Below are 23,743 nucleotides of genomic sequence, written 5' to 3'. Positions count from 1 at the left end.
GGGCTCCTCGTCGTTGCCTGGGCGGCGGGTTCCGCGGTCAGTGGGAAGCGCCGGGCACGGTGCCGACGGCGAGCACGTTGCCCTCGCTGACGTAGCCGTCGGGGTCGTCCAGCGGGTGGGCGGGGTCGGCCGGGTCGGCGAACCGCCGCCACCCGTCGTCGAGGCCGAGGGCCAGCGCCTGCCCGGCCAGTTGCGCGCACGCGGCCTTGTAGAAGTCCTGGGCGGCGGGGGCCAGGGGGGCGTGGTGCTCGATCAGGACGGTCCGCCCGCGCACCCCGGTGAGCCCGGCGCTCCTGAGGTGCCGCTGGAGCTCGCGGGTGCGCAGGAGTTGCCGGGCGTAGCCGGGGCGCGCGCCCGCGGCGCGGAAGAAGTCGGTGAACAGGTAGGGGTCGGCGGGCCGGGCGGTGATCAGGTGGGCGTCCAGGTCCTTGACCGCGACGGTGCCGCCGGGGCGGACGACCCGGATCAGCTCCGCGAGCGCCCGGTCGAGTTCGTCGTCGTCGAGGTACTGGACGGTGTTGGCGCACCAGACGGCGTCGAAGCCGTCGTCCGGGAAGGGCAGGTCCAGCAGGTCCGCCGTGCGGACCTCGGTGGGGCAGGGCAGCCGCCAGGCGGCCGCGCGCTCGGCGGCGAGCGCGGCGTTCTCCTCGGCCAGGTCGACGGCCGTGATCCGGCCGCCGGCGCCGACCAGCGCGGCCAGGTGCGGCAGGAAGTCGCCGGGGCCGCAGCCCGCGTCCAGGACGTGCTGTCCGGGGCGCAGGCCGGCCCGGCCGAGCAGGTCCAGATAGGTCTCCTCGCAGGCGCGGAAGTGCGCGTCGACGATGGCGTGGTGGGTGAAGCCGAGGCCGGTCGAGGAGGTGTGGCCCCAGGCCTCGTGGTCCTCGGTCAGCACGCCCGGGCCCCGCTCCGGGCGTCCGCCGTGGCGTCGACCTCGGCCAGCAGGCCGCGGAGGGCGTCGGTGACCGCCTCGGGGGCCTCCAGGGGCTGGAGGTGGCCCGTGCGGGTGAGGGTGATCAGGCGCCCCTGCGGCAGCGCGTCCGCGACGTACCGGGACTCCTCCGGGGCGACCAGGGCGTCCTGCGCGCCGGCGATCACCAGGGCGGGCACCCGGGCCGCCCGCAGGACGTCGGTGGAGTCGGGGCGGGCCGCGATCGCCCGCTGGGCCCAGGCCAGCGCGGCGGGGTCGGCGGCGCGCGCGTCGGCGAGGACCCGGGCGAGCAGGTCGGGGCGCTCGGCGCAGGTGGAGTCGGCGAGCAGCAGCGGGGTGACCCGCTCCACCAGCACGGGCCGGTGGGCCGGGTCCTGGACCAGTTCCGCGAAGCGGAGCCGCTGGGCGGCGTCCTCGGGGTCGTCGGCGGTGGCGCGGGCGGAGAGCAGGGCGAGCCCGGCGACCCGGTCGGGGTGGCGGCGCAGGAACGCCATCGCCGCGTAGCCGCCCATGGACGATCCGGCCAGGACGACCCGGTCCAGGCCGTGCCCGTCGAGCGTGCGGGCCAGGTCGTCGGCGACCACGTCGAGCGAGGGCGGGGCGTCGCCGAGCGGGGCCGATCCGAAACCGCGCTGGTCGACGGCCAGGACGGTGCGCCCCAGGGCGCGCAGGGCGCGCTCCTGGGCCGCCCACATCGAGGCGTGCAGGGAGAGTGCGTGCAGCAGGACGACGGGCGTGCGGGCGCCGGGCCTACGGGTGGCGGGTGTCCGGGGGGCGGTCACGGTCACCGGGAGGCCTCCGCCTCGGCCGTGGTGATGAACTCCCGCACGTGGTCGTGGACCTCGGCGCCGCGGACCCACGCCAGGGTGACCGGGGCGGGCGGCAGGTCGTGGATCGGCACCACCGCGATGCCGGGCGGCGCGAGGTCGGCGAGCGAGACCAGCGAGATGTGCACGGCGTCGCCGGCGGCGACCGTGCGCATCATCTCCGGGACGGTGCGCACCCGGCGCACCCGGCGGATGGGCCGCCCGGCGGGCGTGCGCGCCGGGACCACGTCGTCCCACACGTACGCGGGGAAGTCCCCGGGCGGGGCGAAGGCGTCGTAGTCGGCGAGCTCCTCGATGGAGACCGACGCCCGGCCGGCCAGCGGGTGCCCGGAGCCGACGACCACCGCGCGGGCGTCCTCGGTGAGCACCCGGCTGGTGACCAGGTCGGGTTCGTGGATGCCGAACTTCACGATCATCACGTCGAGTTCGCCCGCCCGGACGCCGCGGAACGGGTCGGCGATGTCGTACTCGACCAGCCGCACGTCGGCCCGCTCACGGCCGGCGAGCCGGACGATGCGGTCCACCACCTCGGTGGAGCCGTGGTAGCCGAACCGGACGGTCGGGGGGTTCCCGGCCGTCGGGATCCGCTCGGGGGTGGGGGTCTGCTCAGGCAACGCGTGCCTCCTCGGTCAGTCCGGCGGCCGCCTTGAGCCGTCCGGGAAGGTGCTTCTCGGTGGTCACGCGCACGGTGACCAGGTGCGCGGGGGCCCCGACGATCCGGGGCACCTGGTGCACCACCAGGTGGTCGCCGGGCGCGATGTGGCCGTCCAGGACGGCTTCCGCCAGCACGTGGTTGACGTGCACCAGGGCCTCCGAGATGGTGCACTCCGCGGTGGCGACGTACAGGTCGCGGCGGGCCCGCGGCCGGCCCGGCGGGTGGGGCCCGCCGGGGATCTCGACCAGGGTGTCCGGCCGGTCCGGCAGCCGGGCGGGCGCGTCGAAGGCCTTGAGCAGCCTGCGCAGCGCGGAGGTCCGGGCGGCGGGCCCGGGCGCGGTCCAGGCCGCGGAGCCGTCGGCGGCGGTGTGCGCGAAGCGGAACCGCTCGCGCAGCTGCTCCGGGTTGCCGGCGAGGAAGACGGTGCGGGTGAAGGAGGTCCGCCAGTCCGCCGCCTGCCGGGGTTCGACGCCGAGGGCGAAGACGCAGGTGTCGCGCACCCACCGGGCCAGGTCGAAGGCCTTGAGCACCACCACGACCGAACTGCCCGTGTCGCCCTCCGCGGTGATGTCGCCGCGGGCGGCGGTCAGGCCGTCGTACGAGGTCAGGTCGTGCCGGGCGGCGAGGTCGGGACGGGCCGCGCGGATCCGCATCGCCTCCTGTTCGCGCAAGCAGTCCTGCGTGGTGGAGGCGGCCCCGGCGCTCACAGGAACACCGCCCGCAGCAGGTCCTCGGCGGGCGCGGCGCGGCGCCTGCCGAGGAGGTGGGAGGTCAGCCGGTAGGGGTTGACGTACACGTGGTCCTTCCGGTGCTGCGCCAGCTGCTCCCGGAGCGCCGCGGCGTCCGCCTCCGGACCGGCCTCCTCCAGCAGGCGTTCGGCCCGCCGGAGGCACTGCGCCAGCAGGTCGGAGCGGAACGACTGCTGCCGGCCGGGGCCGAGCACGGCGATGAAGTACAGCCGCATGCCCAGGCGTACGGCGTCCTCGTGGTGCTCGGCGCGGGCGGCGTCGATCAGCGTCCCGGCGTGCAGCCCCCGCCAGCCGCCCTGCCGCGCGGAGCGGATCCGGCCCTCGATGGGCACCCGGCCGACCGGCACCCGCCGCACGCGCGGGCCGAACTCGCTCAGCACCCGCTCCAACTGCTGGTAGTCGGAGTCGAGTTCGTGGTCGTAGAGGAGCACCAGCTCGTCGAAGTCCGGGGCGAGCGGGATGAGTTCCCGCAGGGCGCAGGCCAGGTAGTTCGGCCGCCCGTCCGCGGTGACCAGCCGGCGCAGCGGCAGTCCGAAGCGGGTGAGGTCCAGGTAGACGGGGCCGCCGACCTCGCGCTGGTCCAGGCACATGCCGAGCGCGGTGAGCCGGTCGAGGACGGCGTCCAGGCCCAGGCCGGGCGGCTGGTGCCGCAGCAGTCCCGGGTCGTGCAGGCCGAGGGCCGCGTAGTGCCCGGACCACAGCTGGAGGACGCGGGTGCCCACCGGGTGCACCCAGCCGCGTTCGACCGCCTCGGCGTACGGGAGCAGGGCCTGCGCGGGGGCGCGCTCGGCCGCGCGGAAGGCGACGTACAGCTCGCCGATCCGCTCCTCGGTGAGGTCGCCGTAGTCGGTGGCGCCCCGGCTGCGGTCGAGGAACTCCCAGAAGCCCAGGGTCTGTTCGGTGGCGTGGTAGGTGGTGTGGCTGTAGCGGTAGGCGACGTCCGCGAGGGGGCGGGTGGCCCGGTACATCACGTCCGTCCACAGCAGCCCCTTGAGGTGGCTCGGCGTGAGCGGCTTGGACGGGGTGATGGTGACGGGCGCGAGGAGCACCCGGGGGCGGTCCGCCGCGTCCGGTCGCGGGCGGGGGCCCGCCACCGGGAGGGTCGTCGTCATGCGCGAGTCCCTTCTGTCGCGGTGACCCGGCGCAGGAGCTCGTCCCGGCCGGGCGGCGGGGTCGGCGCGGGGCCGGCGGGGGCCGCCTGCCGGACCCGGGCCAGGAACTTGTCGTCGGCGAACAGCTCCGCGGGCGTGCGCAGGGTCATCAGCATCCGGGTGAGGCCCCGCCAGACCGTGCCGTCGGTGCGGGCCGCGGCGGCGATCTCCGCGCCGGAGGGCAGCCCGCCGGTGGGCGGCACCGGCACGGCGGGGCGGCCGTCGACGGCGGCCTGCCAGCGGGCGCTGCGCAGCCGGTCGGCCCCGGCGGCCTGCTCGTACCAGGGCAGGAACAGCTCGTGGGTCATCCGGGCGACGGCCAGGCGCTGCGCGGCGTCGACGTCGGGCTGCTCGGCCAGCAGGTCGGCGAGCCGGAAGGCGTGGTCGAGGGCGAGCGACATGCCGCGGCCGAAGAGCGGGTTGGTGATGCAGGCGGCGTCGCCGACCTGGAAGAGGCCCGGGACGGGGACCTGCCGCGGGCCGGCCGCCCCGCGCAGGGTGTTGGGCGGGCTGGAGATGACCCGTACCGGCGAGATCGGGGAGCTGACGCCGTCCTCCAGCCAGGGGGCGAGGCCCGGGGTGGCGCGGGCGGCCGCGGTGAACCCGGTGCGGGTGCGCAGGCCGGCCTGGAGGACGCGGTCGCCCGGCAGGGAGCCGAGGGCGACGGAGAAGGTGCCGTCGTCGCCGGGGTGCAGCACGCCCGCGTAGTGGTCGTAGACGTCCCCGACGCCGTGGCCGCGGTTGAGCGGCCCCGGCAGGGCGCGGCCCCGCAGCCGGTAGAAGCGGGTGTGGCCGACCAGCCCGGACGCGCTGGTGCGGTCGGCGGTCACCGGGATGCCGGCGTCGTGCAGCCAGCGGCGGGACAGCGCCCGGCGCCCGGTCGCGTCCACCACGATGTCGGCGCGCACCCGCTCGCCCGTGCCGGTGACGGCGGCCGCCACGCCCCGGTGCCCGGGGTGGAGTTCGAGGCCGGTGACGGTGGTGTCGTGCCGGACGGTAACGTCGGGCGTGTCGCTGACCGTCCGGTGCAGCAGCAGCTCCAGGGTGGAGCGGCGGCAGCCGAGCGCGACCAGGTCTCCGTCGCCGGGCTCCGGGGCGCTGTCGGCGGCGTCGGCGGGCAGCGCCCGGGTGAGGTCGAGGACCGTCGCGCCCGCGGCCACGGCGTCGGCCAGCAGCCGCGGTGCGCGCTCGCGCAGGACGCGGACGCCGAGCGAGGTGAGGGTGTGCGACTGGAGGCCCTGGGGCGCGGTCGGGCGCCGCCACCCGGAGCCGGGATCCGCGGTGGACCACTGCGGCGGTCCCGGGGCGCGCTCCAGGACCAGCACGCGGTACCCGGTCCCGGACAGGGCGAGCGCGCTCGCCAGCCCTGCGACGCTTCCGCCGACGATCACTGCGGTCGGCATGTCAGCGCCGCCGCCCGTGGACGAAGAAGACCCGCCGCACGTCGCGCTCGCTGCGCGGCGGCACCGGGTCCGGCCAGCGCCCGAAGTCGGCGCCCGCCTCGCCGGGCTGGGTCGCCCGCACGTCGAAGCCGTGCCGGTCGAAGAGCTCCTCCGGCTCGTCCGTGCCGAACAGCCAGGGGCAGCCCCAGCCGCTGAACACGTCGAGCAGGCCGCGCATGTGGGGCAGGGTCAGGGCGGCCGCATTGACGATGTCGGCGGCGATCCGGCTGCCGGGGGCCGAGATCGCGGCCACCCGCTCCAGGACGCGGTGGGCGTCGGGCGCGGGGACGTAGTAGAGGAGCCCTTCGAGCAGCCAGGTGGAGGGGACGGCGGGGTCGTACCCGGCGGCCTCCAGGCGGGCCTCCCAGTCGGGCTCGGTGAGGTCGACGGCGACCGTCCGGTGGTCGGTGCGCGGCTCGGTCGCCCCGAGCCGCTCGGCCTTGTGGGCGAGCACGGCCGGCCGGTCGACCTCGAACCAGCGCACCCGCTCGGGCCAGTCCAGCCGGTAGGCGCGGGAGTCCATGCCGGCCGGGGCCAGCACGATCTGGGTGGTGTCCTGGTCCTCGGCCGCCGCCCGGAGGTAGTCGTCGAAGAACCGGGTGCGGATCGCGTTGTAGTCGGGGGTGCTCGGGATGGTGCGCTCGCGGCCCGGCGGGAAGGTCGCGCGGATCACCTCGGCGAGCAGTTCGGGACCGATGTCCCCGGCGAGGGCGGCGGCGTACGGGTCCTCGTACAGCCGGTCCGGGCGCTTGCTCTCGGCGGCGCGCAGGGCGGCGGTGAGGAGCGCGGTGCGTTCGACAGCGTCCAGTGAAGCGGTCATGTCGGTCCTCCGGTTGGTGGGTGCGCAGGCCCGCGGCGGCTCGTCGCCGGCTCAGGGGGCTGCTGTGCCGTGTCCTTCGGGGCCCTGTCCGGTCAGCCGGGCCCACTCCTGCGGGTCCTGTCTGAACAGCCGGTCCTTGACCTGGGTGGGGCGGATGCCGCTCTCGACCCGGGCCTGCCAGTCACGCAGGAAGGCATCGGGGTCGAGCCGCAGGAGGGTCGGGGCGGCCAGCCGGCCCCGGCCGCGCGCCGTGCGGTAGTCGGCCGACTGCCGCTGGAGGGCCCGGTCGAGGAGGTCGGTGAAGCGCTCGGACTCCTCCGCGCGCCACGGGGTGCGCGGGGCGACGGCGAACTCGTAGCCCGGGGAACGGTGCGGGGCTCCGGCGACCCGGCAGGCGACGTTGCGCAGTTCGAGGCCGGTGGCGTCCAGCGCGCCGTGCAGCGCCCTGGTCACCTGGGCGTCGCGCAGCCGCTCACCGGCGTGGTCGGAGCGGTTCGCCCGGCCGGCGTACTCCAGGCGCGGCACGCCGTCCTGGTGGTCGACGACCCGGACGACGTCGCCCACCGCGTACCGGTAGAGCCCGCCGACGTGGCTGAACACCACGTGGTAGTCGCGGTCCGGCTCCAGTTCGTGCGGCCGGAGGGTGGCGGTGTCGGGGCCGAGGTCCCGGTCGGCGTCGGCGAACTCGTACACCGCGGCGTTCGCCACCAGGCTGCCCGCCCGGCCGTGCCGGTCGAGGGCGACGCCCACCGGGCCCTCGGAGGCGGCCACGGGGGCGGGCAGGGCCACCACGCCGGGGCCGTACTCCTCGCGCAGCCGCGGGAGGTACAGCGAGGCCACCCCGGTGGTCCAGCAGAACAGGGCGCGCATCCGGGGCCAGACGTGGCACGGGCGCACGGTGCCGTGCCGGTCGGCGAGGCGCTCCAGTTCGGCGGCCCGGGCGGGGTCGGGGGCGCGGTGCGGCAGGCCGCCGAGGGTGCCGTCCCGGACCTCCCGGACGATCCGGGGCCACCACAGGTTCAGCTGGTACGGCAGGGCGGCGACCATCGCCGGGTTGATGCCGATGACGCAGCGGACGTCGCTCTCCACCGCGAGGCGCAGCCGCAGGTACATCTTCTCCGCGTGCCGGTCCGCCGCGACGGGCACCGGGAGGGTCGCCCAGGGGGCGCCGGTGCCGGGCTCCGCGGACAGCGGCTCCCCGAAGGCGGTTCCGAAGTCGACCTGGCTGGCGCCGACGTGGGGGCGCCCGGAGGCCGTGGTGGGCGGGGCCGCGACGGGGTCGTGCTTGAGGTTCAGCACCGCCCCGGGGGACTCCAGGACCTCCGGGAAGTGCTCGATGAGCGGCGCCCACGCGGCGTAGTAGAAGGGGAAGAAGGTGGTGCGCATGAAGCGGGGGGTGACCGGGATCTTCTTGTGGGCGCCGGTGCTGCCGCTGCTGGTGAAGAACACGGCGGGGTGGTCGGCGGTCAGGACGTTCCGCTCGCCGGCCGCGGCCCGTTCGATCCACGGTTCGAGGTCGGCGTAGGTCTGCACCGGGACGGCCCCGCGGTACTCGTCGAGGGTGCGGATCCGGGCGAAGTCGTGCCGCTTCCCGTACTCCGTGCCCGCGTTGAACTCCAGCAGGTCGGTCAGCACCTGCCGCTGGCTCCCGGCCGGGTCGGTGAACGCGGCCCGCAGGCCCCGCCGTTCGGCGAACACCCGCTCGCGGTAGCGCCGCAGCCGGACGGGGTCGGACCAGGCCTCAGCAGAACTCATAGGTGACCACCTCCCGGATCGCGGCCGCGGTGAGCTCCGGGCGGTCCAGTTCCTCGATGACGGTGACCGGCAGGTCCTGGATCTCGTCCCGCATGACCTTGGCCAGGTCGCTCTGGTACCGCCGGAAGCCGGCCGGGTCCGGCTGCGGGCCGTAGTGCTCCAGGACGTTGAGGTCGGCGCCCTGCCGGCTGCGCTCCCAGGTCGTCCCGGGCGGCACGTCGAGGTAGACCACCCGGATCGGCCGGGGGAAGGTGCGCCACCAGTCGAGCAGGGGGCTGTCCCCCGCTCCGGCGAGGCGGCACTTCGCCAGCAGCTTGTAGTAGTAGGAGTCGACGACGACGGGGGTCCCGGCGTCGGCGCGCAGCAGTTGGTCGCGCAGGTGGACGACGGCGGTCTGCACGAGCGTGGCGAAGAAGTCCGGGGACCAGACGCCCGGGTGCGGAGCCACGTCCTTGACGACGTTGCGGCGCAGCCGGCCGATGAGCTCGTGCTCGGGGGCGAGGCGGGTGTCGTCCACGGAGAGGAACTGCCACCGGGGCTCGGTCCGGGCGAGTAGGTCGAGGGCCGAGGACTTGCCCGAGTAGTCGGGGCCGAGGAGTACGCAGAAGGGCGGGTGCCCGCCGTCGAAGTCGATGGGAGTCCTCCTCGCTACAGGGCCGACAGGAAGGCGTCGACGGCCAGGGACGCCTGCACCGGGTTGAGCCGGGGGTCGCAGAGGCTGGTGTAGCGCGCCGTCAGGGCCGCCTCGTCCGGCACGTCGGCGCCGACGCACTCGGTGACGTCGTCGGCGGCGGTCTCCAGGTGCAGGCCGCCGGGGCGGATCCCGACGCTGCGCAGGGCGGAGACGAAGCCGCGGATCTCGTCGCAGACGTCGTCCAGGCGCCGGGTCTTGATGCCGTTCGAGGCCTTGTAGGTGTTGCCGTGCATCGGGTCGCAGAGCCAGACGACGGGGTGGCCGGCGTTCTTGACGGCCTGGGCGAGGGCCGGCAGGCGGGTGCGCACGTCGTCCTTGCCGAACCGGGAGATCAGCGTCAGCCGGCCGGGCTCGCGCTCGGGGTCGAGGCGCCCGACCACGTCGAGCAGGTCCTGCACCTCGGCCTTGCCGCTCACCTTGCAGGCCACCGGGTTCATCACGTCGGCCAGCAGGCGCACGTGCGCGCCCTCGCTGTGCCGGGTGCGCTCGCCGATCCACGGGAGGTGGGTGGAGCCCAGGAACCAGCCGCCCGCGGACTCGTCGAACCGCACCAGGGCCGTCTCGTAGTCCATCACCAGGGCTTCGTGGCTGATCCAGGTGCGCCGTCCGATCGCCGGACTGCGGTCGTGCCGCCCCTCGATGGCGTCGGCCACCGTCTTGGCGGCCCGGTAGGCGCGCAGCATGCGCTCGGGGTCGTGTCTGCGGGCCGCCGCGTCCGGGGCCTCGGAGTTGACGATGTGGCCCCGGAAGGCCGGCAGCGGGCGGCCGTCGACGTCCTCGGTGGGCGCGGACCGGGGCTTGGCGAACTGGCCCGCGATCCGGCCGATCCGGACGACCGGGATCCCGGTCGAGACCGCGACGGTGTCGGCGAGGCGCACGAGGGCGCGCTCCTTGCGGACCGCGTGCTCGGCCGTGCACTCCGCGAAGTCCTCCGCGCAGTCGCCGGCCTGGAGCACGTGGGCGTCGCCGGCCGCGACGCCGGCCAGTTCGCGGCGCAGCTGGAGCAGGTCGGGCAGCCGGGTGAGGACGGGACGGCCGGAGAGGTCGGCGCAGACCTCGTCGCGCCGGGCCGGATCGGCCCAGGACGGCTGCTGGGCCGCCCGGTAGAAGCGCCAGCCGGTCTGGTCTCCGGCGTGCGAGTGCGGGGTGCGGGCCGCCTGTTCGGCGGTCGCGAGAGCCTGGGGCATGACAGTTCCTTCGCTGTGGTGAAGCACGATCAGGCGGTGACGGTGCTGGCCTAGTCGTTCGTGAGCTGGACCATGTGCGGGTTGAACTGCTCGTGCACGTAGGCCTGTCCGCCGGCGGCGTAGTGGATGACGTACTCCTTGAAGGCGGAGTCCACCCACTGCTCGGTGAGGCTGTCCCGCCAGCGCATGAGTCCGGTGGACAGCTGTTCGCGGTGCTGGTGCACCTGCTGGTCGCGGAGCTGGAGGCCGATCGGGGTCAGCGCGTCGGGCACGCCCATCCGGCTGCGGGCGGCCCCGTCGAACACCACCCGGTTGATGCTGACCACCTCCTGCTCGGGGGTCACCAGGCAGGAGCGGCGCTCCAGGACGACGGCGGTGTCCGCGAGTCCGAGCGCGGAGCGGATGCCGTCCGGGAGGCGGCCGGCCGGGGTGTCGCCCTGGGCGTCGACCCGGATCGACAGGTCGTGGCCGGTGAGGGCTTGCAGGAGCAGGGTGGTGGAACCGTCGCAGGCCAGCAGCATCCGGGTGCTGGCGCTCAGTTCGGCGGTCGGCTGGAGGGGGCTCATCATCGGTCTCCTGGGCTGTTGTCGGTCTGCCGGAGGGGGGAGCGTCCTGCGGTCGCGCCGGTGCGAGGGGAAGGGAAGGGCGGGGAAGGGAGGGGGTGGCCGCGCCGGGGGGCGTGGCGCGACCACCCCGGTTCAGGGGGGTGGCGCGGACGTCAGTGCGTCCGCACCGCTTCGGCCGGCCGGCCGTCGGGCTCGGCGCTGCCGGCACCGCCGGCACCGCCGGCACCGCCCGCGGCGCCGCTCGGCTGCGCCGGACGGCTGCGCGCGAAGCGCTTCATCAGCGGCTGCTCGACGCCGATGAACAGCAGCCAGGAGAAGAAGACGCTGATCAGCACTTCACTGGCGAGGATCCCGGCCGCGACCGGGGCGCTGTGCGACGCGCTGAGGCCGAAGCGGTCGACGAAGACGTGCACGGTGATGTCGTGGACCAGGTAGAAGGCGAACGAGACCTCACCGAGCCAGACGAAGACCCGCTTGCGCAGGAACGAGGGCCGGCCCGCGATGTCGGTGCTGGCCATCGCGGCGATCAGCAGGGCGACCGGGATCAGCGTCACCGCGCTCATCGCGTACAGCCACGGCACCCACTTCAGCTCGACCACGTAGGCGACGGCGACCAGCGCCAGCGCCGGCAGGACCGGGAACTTGATCCAGCGGCCGGTCATGACGATCCGGGCCATCAGGATGCCCACCGCGAACTCCAGGATCCGGAACGGCGGCAGCTGCCACACGAACCAGTACTGCCACACCGAGGCCTCGAACTTCAGCGGCATGGCCGGGGAGTCCGGCAGGACCGCGTACGCGACGGCGGGGACGGCGACCACGGCGGCGGCCAGGATGCCCACCCACAGCCACAGCCGCTCCGGCCGGATCCGCTGGATCGCCCGGTGCAGCAGCGGGAAGCACAGGTAGAAGACGGCCTCGACGGAGAGCGACCAGGCGGGCGGGTTGATGCTCTGGAAGACCTTGGCGTCCGGGATCCAGGTGTGCAGCAGGAAGAGGTTGGAGATCCCCGCCGTCCAGGTGGCCTTCATGTAGGCGAACAGCGCCAGCGCGATGAAGAAGGTCACCACGTGGTTCGGGTAGATCTTCATGAACCGGCGCCGCCAGAACTGCCGGGGCCTGTCCCCCGGGCGGGCCGACCAGGTCAGCACGAAGCCGCTGAGGACGAAGAAGAACCCGACGCCCAGCCAGCCCGCCTTGCTGACGGCGTGCGTGACGGATACGGCGGTGCCGCCCGTGAACGGCGTGTACGGCGGCAGGGTCGAGTGGAAGAGGAAGACCATGAACGCGGCGAAGAACCGCATGCCGGTCAGGGAGGGCAGCCGTGCGAAGCGCGCGGACGCGGGCACGGGTGTCCCGGTCGGACTGGACATGGTGAAGACTCCCGACGGTGGGGTGGGGGACGGCGGCCGGGTCACCCGGCCGGTGTGACTACGCCCTTGGCGTCCAGCAGGAACTCGGTGTAGTTGCCGTCGTGCGGCATGCCCGGCACCAGCTCCCAGGGGAGGACGGCGCCGTCGGTGATCTTCCGGACGGCCGGGTCGAGCAGCGCCTGTCCGGTGATCGCGGCGTTCTCGGTCAGCAGGTTGAGCACCAGCGAGGGCCGCAGCGGGGCGACGCCGTCGGCCGGGCTCCAGGGGGCGACCACGACGAACGGGAAGGCCAGCTCGGTGCCGACGGCCGGGTGGTCCGCGCGGTCGGCGGCGAGGACCACGGGGCGCGGCAGGAAGGAGCCGTCGCCGAGGTCGACCAGGAAGTCCTCACCGTACAACGGCGTGCTGTGGTCGGTGAGTTCGGTGGCCAGCTTGGCCATCTGCCGGCGCAGCCCGTCGGCGCGCTCGCGCCCGACGACGAGCAGCACGCTCTCCGGGTCGGCGGCGGGCAGCACCGGCAGGTGCGCCAGCCGTCCGGCCAGGGCGGCCGCGGTGTCGTGGACGTCGTTGCTGGTCAGGATGGCCGAGAGGTTGGTGCAGCGGGTGCCGCCGTCGAAGGCCGCGCTGGTGGCCAGGTGGTCCAGCAGGGCGTCGGTCAGCGGCAGGTCGAGCAGGGCCCGGGAGCGCCCCGGGCCGCGGGTGGCGACCCGGGCGCGGTCGCTCCAGTCGCTCACCGCCTGCTCGTTGCCGTAGATGATGCCGCGGTCGGCGGCGTTCAGCAGGAACGAGCCGACGGCGTGCGGGCTGGGCAGCAGGGCCAGCTTCTCCGGCGCCAGCCCGGCCGCCAGCAGGGCGGCGGCCAGCCGGCGCGGGGTGAACGGGTCGCGGCTGCCGGGCCGCACGACGACGCTGTAGCCGTGGTGCAGCGGCTGCACCCAAGTGGCGTGCGGCAGCGGGTGGTTGCTGGCCATCACGGCGGTGAAGAGCCGGCCCGCCGGCGCCCGGTGGACGCGGTGGGTCGGCGTCAGCCGGGCGGCGGGCAGCTCCGCCGCGGTGGTGGCGGGCAGCTCCTCGATCTCGGCGGCCATGTCCGCCAGGCCGCGCCGGACGGTGGTGGAGGCGAGGCCGGTGCCGCGCACGGTGTGGCGCACGTACGCGTCGGCGCTCTCGCCGTCCAGTTCGGCGGTGGCGAACAGCCGCGCGGCCGTGCGGAACACCTCCGGCTCGGGGGGGAGGCCGTCGGCGTCGCGGCGCAGCCGGTTGACGGCGGCCTGGGCGGCGAGCCGGGGGGCGAGGCCGACGTCCGCGAGCGGTTCGCCGTGCACGTCGGTCAGGACGGTGCGGTCGGCGCTCGGCCGGTGCTCACCGGCGACCAGCGGGTCGATGACGAGCACTCAGTACACCCCCTCGACGACGTCGGCGTCCTCGAAGGTCGCCACGCTGGTCACCTCCGCGAGACCGTCGACGCCGCCGTCCGAGGTCGGCCGGACCCGCACGGCGGTGTCCCGTTCGAGCACGTTGGGCAGGAACATCTCCTCGCTGACCAGGTGCAGTCTGACCCGGCCGCGCTCGCCGTAGCCGACCGGCTCGCCGTCCTCGTCCACCAGGTCCAGGCGGGTGGTCTCGGCGAAGGGCTCGAAGACGCAGGCGTGGACGTCCTCGGGCGTCCGGACCCGCTGCGGGGCCACGCCCATCAGGCTGTTCCCGTAGATCCCCACCAGGCGGGCGTCGGGGAAGAAGTCCTCCCGCACCACGCGCAGGCTCTCCGGGCTGAACGAGGTGCCGGCCCAGATGATCGCCCCGACCCGGGAGGCCACCAGTTCGTGCAGCTCCGGCCGGGCGCAGATGGCCTCGATCAGCGGGGGCGTGGTGCTCAGCACCCGCACCGGCTGGCTCAGCAGGACCTCGCGGGCCTGGTCGAGGAGGTGGTCGATGTAGTCGTCGGCCTCCTGCTGCCGGCCGGAGCCGAGCAGGCGCTTGACCCAGCGCGGGTCGAGGTCGACGGTGTAGCACAGGCCGCCGGCGGGCTCGGCGTAGCGGGAGGTGTCGAAGGCCACCACGTGCGGGCCGGTGGGGCCCAGGTGCAGCCAGTCGCCGGTCGCGGGCACGCCGTGCTCGGTCAGCAGCCGCCTGGTCCAGGCGCCCACCCGGGAGCGGTAGTTGCCGTCGACGATCCGCTTGGGGGCGCCGGTGGTGCCGCCGGACTCGTAGACCCGGAAGACCTGGCCCGGTGCGGCGCCCCGGGGTATCAGGTCGGCCGCCGGGACGGTGCGCAGTTCGCGGCTGACGTCGGGGAAGCGGAGCAGGTCGGCCGCGCCGGCGACATCGGTGCGCGGGTCGAAGCCCAGGTCCGCGCGGCGGGCGAGCCAGAACGGCGAGCCGGTGCGGTCGTCGAAGTGCCAGGCCATCAGGGCGCGGACGTGGGCGTCGAAGTCGGCCGCCCCGAGGGGTGGGCGGTGCGGGTCGGGCAGGGGGGCGGGGGTGCTGGTCACGCGTTCGTCCCTTCGGAGCGGTGCGGCGTCAGATCGGCTGGTTGAGCGCGTCGTCCACCTGGTGGGCGACGGCTTCCAGGCCGTTCCGGATGAAGTCGAGCTGCCGGTCCAGGGACGCCTGGTCGGTGGTGTTCATCTCGGACAGGAGGATGTTGCGGGAGGCGTCCTGGGCGATCTTGGCGCGGACGAAGCGGCGGTCCTGGAACTCGGCCAGCAGCTCGCGCAGGTCGCCGTCCCGGCCGAGCGTCTCGCCGAGCACGGCGGCGTCCTCGATGGCCATGGCCGCGCCCTGGGTGCGGTGCGGCGCCATCGCGTGGGCGGCGTCGCCGAGCAGCAGCAGCCCGTCCTGGTACCAGGGCAGCGGGAGGAGCACCTCCTCGATCGGCGCGTACACGATGTCGTCGTCCGGCTTGATGCGGTCGCGCAGTTCGCCGATCAGGCCGGTGTAGCCGGCCAGCCGCTGGGTGAGGTGGCCGTGGAAGTCCTCCCGCGCGTGGCGCGGGTTGCCCGGCTCGGGCGTCACGTGCAGCAGGTACATGACATCCGTATTGAGCGGGAAGAGCCCTGCCTTGGTGCCCATGCCCTGGAAGTACATGTTCCGGGTGACCTCGGGGTGCCGTTCGAGGGCCACCCGCCACACCGAGTAGCCGGTGAACCGGGGCTCGATGCCGAGGGCCGCCTTGCGGAAGGAGGAGCGGATCCCGTCGAACGCGACCACCAGGTCGTAGTGCTCGGTGCTGCCGTCGGTGAGGACGGTCTCGACCCCGCCGTCGGCGGTGGTGCTCATCTTCTCCACCGAGGTGCCGTAGCGGATCACCGTGCCCACGTCGACGCAGGCCTTCTCCAGGATCCGGGCCAGGTCCTTGCGCTGGATGGCGCAGTTGGCGGGCACGCCGTCGACCCCGAGCTTCGACCGCAGCGCGAGCAGCAACCGGGAGGCGGAGTCGTGGAAGTCGACGCGGTCGAAGGTGAAGCCGTGGCCGAGGACCTCGTCGAGCAGGCCGAGCTGCCTCAGGGCCCGCAGCGCGTTGCCCGGGATGTTGATGCCGACGCCGGCGACGAGGTTCTCCGACTGGATCTCGACGACGGTGGTGTCGATGCCCTGCTGTCCGAGTGCGGCTCCGGCGGCGAGACCGCCGATGCCCCCTCCGATGATCAGGATGCGGCGCTTCACTGTGACTCCTCACGCATGGGTGGACGGTTAGCGGTCACTGGTGCTGTTGCTGTTGCTGGGGCTGGGGCAGGCCCGCCACCCAGCGCGCGTGGTCGCGGACGAGCTGCCGGTCGGGGGCGACGAGCAGCAGCACGCGGTCCGAGGCGATGAACTCCTCGGCGAAGGGGCCGCCCAGGTACTTGCGGGACAGCTCGTCGATGTGCTCGCGGGCCTCGGTGCCGAGGACCTCCTCGACCACCCGGCCGCGGATCTCGGCGAAGTTCAGCGGGTCGTCCTGCTGCCAGATGGTGACGGTGGCCCGCGGGTCGCGGCGCAGGTTGCGCACCTTCTGCCGCCCCACCTCGCTGTTGAGGGCGAGGTACTCACCCCGGGTGGAGACCCAGACGACCTGGGTCTGCGGGGTTCCGTCGCGCATCAGGGTGGTCAGGGCGGCGAAGTTGGGTCCGTCCGCGAGGGCGCGGACCTCCGGGGCGAGGCGGTGACCCGTCTCGACTTCCATCTCCTGGTGAGAAGACATGCTGTGTCCTTCCTGCGGGATGGGGTTCCTTCGTTCGGGACGCGCTTCCTTCGTCGGTGCCCGGCCGCCGGTGGTACGGCGGTGGACGGTGCTGGAGGTACTGGAGGTGATGGACGGCGGTGTACGGCGGTACGGCGGTACGGCGGTACGGCGGTACGGCGGTACGGCGGTACGGCGGTACGGCGGTACGGCGGTACGGCCGTGGACGGTGCCGCGCGGCGCGGTTCAGCCCCGCAGCGCGGGGCTGGACTCCTCCGCGTCCGTGGGCGCGGCCACCGGCTGCGGGCGCTTGCGGTTGCGGTTGCGGCGCAGCGCTCCCACGCTGACGACGAGGGCGAGGCCGGCCAGCAGCTCGAAGCCGGCCCCGGCCAGGGGGTTCCAGCGGAGCATGTCCGCGTCGGCGAGCAGTCCGCCGACGGCGGCGGCGGTCATCTGGCCCACGTAGACGGCGCTGTTGTTCAGCGCCAGGAGCATGTCGCCGCGGTCCCCGCCGATGCCCAGGGCCCGGTGCAGCAGCAGCGGGAAGCTGGGCCAGTGCACCAGGCCCCACACGCCGACGGCGAGCGCCGCGACCAGCGGCCACTGGAGGGTCGGGGTGAGCACCACCAGCCAGAGGCCCAGCGCGGTGATGGTGATCGAGAGGCCGACGACCGAGCCGAAGCGGTCGGCCAGCCGGCCCCCGACGAAGACCCCGCCGAAGCTGCCGACGCCGAAGAGCAGCAGGACCCATGACTGCTGGCCGGCCGACAGCCCGGTGACCTGCTCCAGGATGGAGCCGAGGTAGGTGTAGACGGTGAACGTGCCCGCGGTCCACAGCGCCGTCACCAGCAGGTGCGTGGGGGCCTGCGGGATCCGGATCGCGGCCATCCGCTCCCGGACGGTGGCGCCGGGGCCGGTGGGCACGTCCGGCAGGAAGAACTGGATGCCGGCCACGGTCACGGCCGCGAGCACCGCGACCAGGCCGAACGCCCAGCGCCAGGAGGAGAGTTCGCCGATCCAGTTGCCGATCGGCACCCCGAAGGCGATGGCGCTGGTCATGCCCGCGTAGACGATGGCCAGCGCCCGGCCGCGCACCTCGGGCGGGCTGATCCGGGCGGCCACCGCGGAGGCGTTGGCCGAGTACAGGGCGGCGCCCGCGCCGGTGATCACCCGGCTGATCAGCAGCACGGTGAAGTTGGCCGAGACGGCCGACAGGAGGTTGCCGAGTCCGAAGACGAGCATGACCCCGATGAGCAGCGGCTTGCGCCGGAACTTGGCGGTGAGCCCGGCCAGGATCGGCGCTCCCACCGCGTAGGTGGCGGCGAACGCGGTGGACGTCTGGCCCGCGAGTGCCGTCGAGAGGTGCAGGTCCCGCCCCACCGCCGGCAGCAGGCCGGCGACGATGAACAGGTCGGTACCGGTTGCGAACGTTCCCAGCGCGAGCAGCCAGACCCGAGGGTCCACCCGCCCCGCCGAACTCGCCGAGCTCATCGGGGTCCTCCTTCTCCGGAGACGGTTGATCAGATGGCGGTGTCCAGCGCGAGCTCCCGCCAGGTGTCGAGCTCCTTGGCGACGGTCTCGAGCTTGCTCTCGACCCGGGCGACGCAGTCCGCGCCGAGCGGCAGGCGCACCGGGGGCGCGTCCGACGCGGCCACGGTGACGATCGCGCGGGCGGCCTTGACCGGGTCGCCGGGCTGCTGGTGGTTGTTGTCCACCGCCCAGTCGCGGGTCTTGCCGACGGTCTGCGCGTAGTCGTCGATCGGGGTGGTGCTGTGCAGCGAGGAGGCGTCCAGGAAGTCGGTGCGGAAGACCCCGGGCTCGATGATCGTGACGTGGATGCCGAGCGGGGCGAGGTCGGCCCGCAGGGCCTCGCTGAGGCCCTCGACGGCGAACTTGGTGCTGTTGTAGATGCCCCAGCCCGAGCCGGCCGTGAACCCGCCGACGGAGCTGATGTTGAGGATCCGGCCGGACCGCTCCCGGCGCATGTACGGCAGCACCGCCCGGGTGACGGCGAGCAGGCCGAAGACGTTGATGTCGTAGACCGCGCGCGCCTCGGCGTCCGAGGCCTCCTCGACGGCGCCGAGCAGCCCCCGGCCGGCGTTGTTCACCAGGACGTCGATCCGGCCGAAGCGCTCGTACGCGGCCCGCGCGACCTCCTGCGCCTGCTGCTCGTCGGTCACGTCGAGCGGCAGGTACAGCACCTCGCCGCCGGCGTCGCCGAGCGCCGCACGCACGACCTCCGTGTCGCGCGCCGTCGCGACGACCCGGTGACCGCTGGCCAGCGCCTCCCGGGCGATGTGCAGGCCGAGGCCACGGGAGCTGCCGGTGATCAGCCAAACGGACATGAACTTCCTCCAACTATCGGTGTGTTGCGGCGGCCCGACGGGCCGGGACCAGCGGGTGTGGTTCTCAGGTGCCGGTGTGCTGCGCGAGGAACGGGCCGAGCACCGCGGCGAACCCCTCGGGGTCCTCCGCCAGCGCGTTGTGGCCGGTCTCGATCTCCGCGTAGACGGCACCGGGTATGCCCTCGCGCAGCAGCAGCTGCTGGTTGGCTCCGCAGACGCGGTCGTGCACGCTGGCGAACACCAGCGCCGGCGCGACGACGGCGCCGAGCAGCGGACGCAGGTCGACGGTGAGGCCGACCTCGAACTGCCGCGCGGTGCCGGGCTGGAAGTTGTCGGCGATCTGCCGGACGAGCTTCCCGTGCTCCGCCTCGTTCGTCGCTTCCCAGTAGCGGGGGCCGAGGGTGGCCAGCGGGAACATCTGCGGGACCAGCGCGGTGCCCAACTCCGCGTCGGTGCGCAGCAGGTCGAGCGAGTAGCGGAAGTCGGCCGTCATCCGCTCGTCGGTGTACGCCCAGCCGGCGTGCGAGACGACCGAGCGCACCCGCTCGGGGTGCTCGGCCGCGAGGCGCAGCGCCACCACGGCGCCGAGGGAGTGGCCGGCGAGGTGGAAGGTGTCCAGGCCGGCGTGGTCGGCCACCGCCAGCACCTCCGCGACCAGGTCGCCCAGGGTCAGCGGCCCGCCGTGGTCGACCGTGTCACCGGAGCCGGACAGGTCCGGGGTGACGACGGTGAACTTCCCCTTCAGCTCCTCGACCTGCTGGGCCCAGGCGGCTCCTCGGGTTCCGGTGCCGTGCACCAGGACCAGGGCCGGCCCGCTGCCTTCGATGCTGTACGCCACCTCGGCGTCGCCGCCGCTGATCCGTATCCCCGTGCTCGGCATGTCAGGTGCCTCCTCAGGATTGGTCGACTACCGGACAAGATGGGACCACGAGTCGAGGTTGGATGCAAGTATCACTTTTTACTGAAAGCCAAGTAAGCGAGCGATCTGGACCACACCCGGAGGCGCCGCGCGACCGCCCGACGGCGGAGCGGCGCAGGTGAGGGGCCCATTCGGTGGCCAGCGATGCAACTAGGCGGCGCGGGTTCAATCTTGACCTTGCATCAATGATTGAACGACTATCACTTCTGTAGCACCGATGCTTCGCTCGTACATGAAGGCAGGTACGCCCCATGGATCAGCCCGAAGTAGCGTCCGACCGCTCGATCGCCGTCATCGGCCTGGGATGCAGGTTCCCCGGCGCCTCGAACGCCGACGAGTTCTGGGAGCACCTGATCGGCAATGCCGACAGCGTCACGGCGATTCCCGGCGACAGGTACGACGCGGCCGCCCACCACTCCCCCGACCCGGCCACCCCGGGCAAGTCCATCTCCGCGAAGGGCGGGTTCATCGACGACCCCTTCGCCTTCGACCCCGGCTTCTTCGGCATCTCGCCCGCCGAGGCCCGCGCCATCGACCCCCAGCACCGCGTCCTGCTCCAGGTCGTCTGGGAGGCGCTGGAGGACGCCGGCATCCGCCCCTCCGCCCTGGCCGGCAGCCGGACCGGCGTCTTCGTCGGCCAGGCCACCGCCGAGTACGGCGACGAGCACCGGCCGCTGACCGACCAGGACATCTGGCGCACCGTCGGCAGCCAGCTGCGCTCGATGGCCTCCGGGCGCATCTCGTACGCGCTGGACCTGCGCGGCCCCAGCATCGTGCTGGACACCGCCTGCTCCTCCTCCCTGGTCGCGGTGCACATGGCCCGGCAGAGCCTGCTCACCGGGGAGAGCGACCTCGCCGTCGTCGGCGGCGCCAACATCGTCCTCTCCCCCCGGGACGCCGTCGCCTACTCGCAGGCGGGCATGCTCTCGCCGGAGGGGCACTGCGCCTTCGGCGACGCCGACGCCGACGGCTTCGTGCGCAGCGACGGCGTCGGCGTGGTGCTGCTCAAGCGCCTCGCGGACGCCCGGCGCGACGGCGACCCGGTCCTGGCGGTGCTGGCCGGCAGCGCGGTGAACAACGACGGGCGCAGCAGCGGACTGCTGGTCAAGCCCTCCGTCCCGGGCCAGGTCGAGATGGTCCGCGAGGCCTGCCGCAGCGCCGGGATATCCCCGGCCCGCCTCGGCTACGTGGAGGCGCACGGCACCGGCACCGCCGTCGGCGACACGGTGGAACTGTCCGCGCTGGCCGCGGCGGCCGGCCCGGCCCGCGCCCCGGGGCGACCGCTGCGGACCGGCTCGGTGAAGAGCAACATCGGCCACGCCGAGGCGGCCGCCGGCATGGCGGGGCTGATCAAGACCGTCCTGATCGCCCGCCACGGCGTCATCCCGGCCTCGCTCCACCTGAACAGTCCGCACCCGCTGATCGCCGCCCCGGACTCCCCGGTCCGCGTGGTCACCGAGAACGAACCCCTCGGGGACGGCGACGACACCTACCTCGGGGTCAGCTCCTTCGGCCTGTCGGGGACCAACGCCCATGTCGTCCTGAGCCCTTACCCCGCCGAGGCCGCCGCGGCGGACGCCTCTGCCGCTTCGGCCGCTTCGGTCGCCTCGGCCTCCGGTGCGGACGCCGCGACGGACACCGGAGCGGCCACCTCGACGGACGCCGCGACGGACGCCGCGACGGACGGGCGCCCCGAACTGCTGGTGTTCAGCGCCCGCTCGCAGCGGTCCCTGGAACGGCTCGCGACCGCCTACGCCCGCCACCTGCGACCCGGCGGCGCTGGCCACCGGGAGCCCCTGCGCGACGTCTGCGCCGCGGCCGCGCTGCGCCGCGACCACCACCCGTACCGGATGTGGGCGATCGGCGACAGCCACGAGCAGCTCGCCGACCGGCTGGAGGCACTGGCGGCCGGCGAGGAGATCGCCGACGGCGGACGCGGCGAGGCCGGCTTCGGCCCGCAGCGGCGGACGGTGTTCGTCCTGCCCGGGCAGGGCGCGCAGTGGCCGGGCATGGGGCGCCGGCTGCTGGCGGACTTCCCCGCCTTCCGCGAGCGCATGGCCGAGTGCGACGCGGCGGTTCGGGCCGAACTGGGCTGGTCCGTGGTCGAGTTGCTGAACCGCGAGCAGGAGGAGTTCCCCACCGACATCGACGTCGTCCAGCCGGCCCTGTGGGCGATGGAGGTGTCGCTGGCCGCCCTCTGGCAGGACCTCGGTGTCAGCCCGTCCGCGTGCGTCGGGCACAGCATGGGCGAGGCGGCCGCCGCCGTGATCACCGGCGCCCTGTCGGTGCGCGACGCCGCCGCCGTCATCTGCCGCCGCAGCCGGTTGATGGCCCGACTCGGCGGCCGGGGGCGGATGCTGGCCACCGACCTGTCCCCGGACGAGGCCGAGCGGATCGCCGCCCGCTACCCCGACGCGCTGTGCGTCGCGGTGGAGAACTCGCCGCACTCCACCGTCCTCGCCGGGGATCCGGAGCGCCTCGCCAGGCTCGCCGAGGGCCTGACGGAGCGCGGCCGGCTGGCCCGGTTCGTCAACGTCAGCGTGGCCTCCCACTCCCCCGACATGGACCCGCTGCGGTCCGAACTGCTCGACGCCCTCGCCGACCTCGCCCCGCGCGGCACCTCGCTGCCGCTGTACTCCACCGTGCGCGCCGAGCCCGTCCCCGGGACGGCCCTCGACGCCGGGTACTGGATGGACAACCTGCGCCGCCCGGTGCGGTTCGCCGGTGCCGTGGCGCGGCTGGCGAAGCAGGACGAGAGCGTCTTCCTGGAGATCAGCCCGCACCCGCTGCTGACCTCGGCCGTGGAGGAGACCCTGGAGGCGCTCGGCGCCCCGGCCTTCACCGTCGCCTCGCTGCGCCGCAGGGAGCACGAGGGAGCCGAACTCGCCCGCGCGGCCGGCCGTCTGCACGCCGCGGGCGCCGGCCTCGACTTCACCCGGTGGTTCCGGGGCGCGGTCCGCCCCGTGCCGCTGCCCCGCTACCCCTGGGACGACGAGCACCTGCGGGACCCGGCCGCCCTCCCGGCGGCCACCGGCTTCACCTACGAACGGCCGCTGGACATCGAGGCGTTGGGGGTGTCGTTCCGCGGCACGGCCGTCGTCCCGCCGATGCTGTACGTCGACGCCGTGCTGAGCGCGGCGCGCTCCGAACTCGGCGGGCAGCACCGCCTCGTGGACGTCACCCTGACCGGGGAGCTGGTCGACCGCAGACAGGCACTCGGCGCCACCCTGCGGGTCCGGCTGCGGCCCGAGGGCGCCGACCACCTCGCGACCGTCCAGGTCGTCGGCCCGGGATCGGCCGGCGAACCGGCCCTGACCTGCCTGACGGCCCGCGTCACCTCCTCCCCGCCCGGGGGCGGCGCCTCGCCCCGGAGCCTGGACGCGCTGCTGGCGCAGTGCGGCGAGTACCTGCCCGGGCCGGACTTCTACGACGAGGTCCGGGGGTACGGCTACGACGTCCCCGACGAACTCGCGGGCGTCCGCCGGCTCTGGCGGCGCCCGGGCCTCGCGGTGGCCCGGATGCACCTGCCGGCCCCCGGGCACCCCGCGGCCTGGGAGGTGCCGCTGCAGCCGCTGCTCGCCGTGCTGCCCCGCGGCGGGCCGGACGGCACGAGCCACAGCTACCTGGCCGTCGGCATCGACGCCGTGACGGTGCACGGTGACGCGACCGCCCTGGCGAAGCCGGTGTGGAGCTCGGCCGCGCTCCGGCCGGTGGCGGAGGGCACGGCGTCCGGCGACTCCGTCGTCCGCGCGGACGTCGTGCTGCACACGGACGACGGGGACCACGTGCTGGCGGAGCTGCACGGGGTCCAACTCCTGCGGCTGACCGGCACGGTGGCACCGGAGGCCGGGCCCGGGCACGCGCCCGCGACCGCATCGGCAGCTGAGGCCGCCTCCGTCCCCGCCACCGTTCCTGCCCCCGCGCCGGCCGCCGACCGCGAGGCGGCCGTGCTGACGCACGCCGCGGCGCTGCTCGGCACCACCCCCGAACGCATCGACCGCCGACGGCCGTTGCGCGAGCTGGGCCTCGACTCCATCACCGCCGTCCGGCTGCGGCAGCGCATCCGGACCGCCATGGGCATCGACCTGCCCGTGGGGCGCCTGCTCGGTCAGGAAACCATCGATCGGCTACTGGAATCGACTGAGGTTTAAACGAATACTACGCATCAAA

At 74.4% G+C, this 23,743-nt stretch carries 20 protein-coding genes; 1 reads left to right on the top strand and 19 read right to left on the bottom strand.

What is annotated here, in order from left to right:
- Nucleotides 1–37 precede the first annotated feature (37 nt).
- From ACFC1T_RS12735 to ACFC1T_RS12645, 19 genes are all read right to left on the bottom strand, one after another.
- Nucleotides 38–892 carry a class I SAM-dependent methyltransferase gene (locus ACFC1T_RS12735; protein WP_375887209.1) on the bottom strand — a complete coding sequence of 285 codons (855 nt, stop codon included), beginning with the start codon at nt 890–892 and terminating at the stop codon, nt 38–40.
- Nucleotides 886–1,716 (bottom strand): alpha/beta fold hydrolase, encoded by an 831-nt coding sequence (locus ACFC1T_RS12730; protein WP_375887207.1) that lies wholly within the window; start codon nt 1,714–1,716, stop codon nt 886–888. The genes ACFC1T_RS12735 and ACFC1T_RS12730 overlap by 7 nt, the downstream gene beginning before the upstream one ends.
- Entirely contained in the window at nt 1,713–2,369 is a 657-nt protein-coding gene (locus tag ACFC1T_RS12725) for a LysR substrate-binding domain-containing protein (RefSeq protein ID WP_375887204.1), read from the bottom strand. The genes ACFC1T_RS12730 and ACFC1T_RS12725 overlap by 4 nt, the downstream gene beginning before the upstream one ends.
- Entirely contained in the window at nt 2,362–3,081 is a 720-nt protein-coding gene (locus ACFC1T_RS12720; RefSeq protein WP_375887202.1) for a DUF6182 family protein, read from the bottom strand. The genes ACFC1T_RS12725 and ACFC1T_RS12720 overlap by 8 nt, the downstream gene beginning before the upstream one ends.
- 32 nt (nt 3,082–3,113) lie before the next feature.
- Nucleotides 3,114–4,271 (bottom strand): hypothetical protein, encoded by a 1,158-nt coding sequence (locus ACFC1T_RS12715; protein ID WP_375887200.1) that lies wholly within the window; start codon nt 4,269–4,271, stop codon nt 3,114–3,116.
- The gene (locus ACFC1T_RS12710) at nt 4,268–5,713 is read right to left on the bottom strand and encodes an FAD-dependent oxidoreductase (RefSeq protein WP_375887197.1); all 1,446 of its coding nucleotides are present in this window, start codon (nt 5,711–5,713) and stop codon (nt 4,268–4,270) included. The genes ACFC1T_RS12715 and ACFC1T_RS12710 overlap by 4 nt, the downstream gene beginning before the upstream one ends.
- A gap of 1 nt (nt 5,714) precedes the next feature.
- Nucleotides 5,715–6,572, bottom strand: a complete 858-nt coding sequence (locus tag ACFC1T_RS12705) for a class I SAM-dependent methyltransferase (RefSeq protein WP_375887194.1) — start codon at nt 6,570–6,572, stop codon at nt 5,715–5,717.
- A 51-nt stretch (nt 6,573–6,623) separates the two neighbouring features.
- The gene (locus ACFC1T_RS12700) at nt 6,624–8,327 is read right to left on the bottom strand and encodes a GH3 auxin-responsive promoter family protein (RefSeq protein ID WP_375887191.1); all 1,704 of its coding nucleotides are present in this window, start codon (nt 8,325–8,327) and stop codon (nt 6,624–6,626) included.
- The gene (locus ACFC1T_RS12695; protein WP_375887188.1) at nt 8,314–8,844 is read right to left on the bottom strand and encodes a hypothetical protein; all 531 of its coding nucleotides are present in this window, start codon (nt 8,842–8,844) and stop codon (nt 8,314–8,316) included. Before ACFC1T_RS12695 ends, ACFC1T_RS12700 begins: the two co-directional genes overlap by 14 nt.
- A 131-nt stretch (nt 8,845–8,975) precedes the next feature.
- Nucleotides 8,976–10,208, bottom strand: coding sequence for a 3-deoxy-7-phosphoheptulonate synthase (locus ACFC1T_RS12690; RefSeq protein ID WP_375887185.1), 1,233 nt, complete (start codon nt 10,206–10,208; stop codon nt 8,976–8,978).
- A 50-nt stretch (nt 10,209–10,258) separates the two neighbouring features.
- Entirely contained in the window at nt 10,259–10,774 is a 516-nt protein-coding gene (locus ACFC1T_RS12685; RefSeq protein ID WP_375887183.1) for a hypothetical protein, read from the bottom strand.
- A gap of 152 nt (nt 10,775–10,926) precedes the next feature.
- Nucleotides 10,927–12,147, bottom strand: a complete 1,221-nt coding sequence (locus ACFC1T_RS12680) for an acyltransferase family protein (RefSeq protein WP_375887181.1) — start codon at nt 12,145–12,147, stop codon at nt 10,927–10,929.
- Between the two features lie 41 nt (nt 12,148–12,188).
- Complete coding sequence (locus ACFC1T_RS12675) at nt 12,189–13,541, bottom strand: aldehyde dehydrogenase family protein (protein WP_375887178.1); 1,353 nt, start codon at nt 13,539–13,541, stop codon at nt 12,189–12,191.
- Nucleotides 13,542–14,639, bottom strand: a complete 1,098-nt coding sequence (locus ACFC1T_RS12670) for a phenazine biosynthesis protein (RefSeq protein ID WP_375887176.1) — start codon at nt 14,637–14,639, stop codon at nt 13,542–13,544.
- Between the two features lie 28 nt (nt 14,640–14,667).
- The gene (locus tag ACFC1T_RS12665) at nt 14,668–15,813 is read right to left on the bottom strand and encodes an FAD-dependent monooxygenase (RefSeq protein ID WP_375887173.1); all 1,146 of its coding nucleotides are present in this window, start codon (nt 15,811–15,813) and stop codon (nt 14,668–14,670) included.
- Nucleotides 15,814–15,847: 34 nt separating this feature from the next.
- Nucleotides 15,848–16,330, bottom strand: coding sequence for a PPOX class F420-dependent oxidoreductase (locus tag ACFC1T_RS12660; RefSeq protein WP_375887171.1), 483 nt, complete (start codon nt 16,328–16,330; stop codon nt 15,848–15,850).
- Between the two features lie 225 nt (nt 16,331–16,555).
- Complete coding sequence (locus tag ACFC1T_RS12655; RefSeq protein ID WP_375887169.1) at nt 16,556–17,800, bottom strand: MFS transporter; 1,245 nt, start codon at nt 17,798–17,800, stop codon at nt 16,556–16,558.
- Between the two features lie 29 nt (nt 17,801–17,829).
- A complete protein-coding gene (locus ACFC1T_RS12650; RefSeq protein ID WP_375887167.1) occupies nt 17,830–18,654 on the bottom strand; it encodes an oxidoreductase in 825 nt (274 codons plus the stop codon).
- 64 nt (nt 18,655–18,718) lie between these two features.
- The gene (locus ACFC1T_RS12645) at nt 18,719–19,534 is read right to left on the bottom strand and encodes an alpha/beta fold hydrolase (RefSeq protein WP_375887164.1); all 816 of its coding nucleotides are present in this window, start codon (nt 19,532–19,534) and stop codon (nt 18,719–18,721) included.
- A 290-nt stretch (nt 19,535–19,824) separates the two neighbouring features.
- Here ACFC1T_RS12645 and ACFC1T_RS12640 point away from each other — a divergent pair, with 290 nt between their 5' ends.
- Nucleotides 19,825–23,724, top strand: coding sequence for a type I polyketide synthase (locus ACFC1T_RS12640; protein WP_375887162.1), 3,900 nt, complete (start codon nt 19,825–19,827; stop codon nt 23,722–23,724).
- The last annotated feature ends 19 nt before the right edge of the window (nt 23,725–23,743 follow it).

It is taken from the genome of Kitasatospora sp. NPDC056076 (genome assembly GCF_042266305.1).
Taxonomy (GTDB): domain Bacteria; phylum Actinomycetota; class Actinomycetes; order Streptomycetales; family Streptomycetaceae; genus Kitasatospora.
The sequence above is the reverse complement of the archived record's forward strand: the minus strand, read 5'-3'. Positions and strand labels throughout refer to the sequence as shown.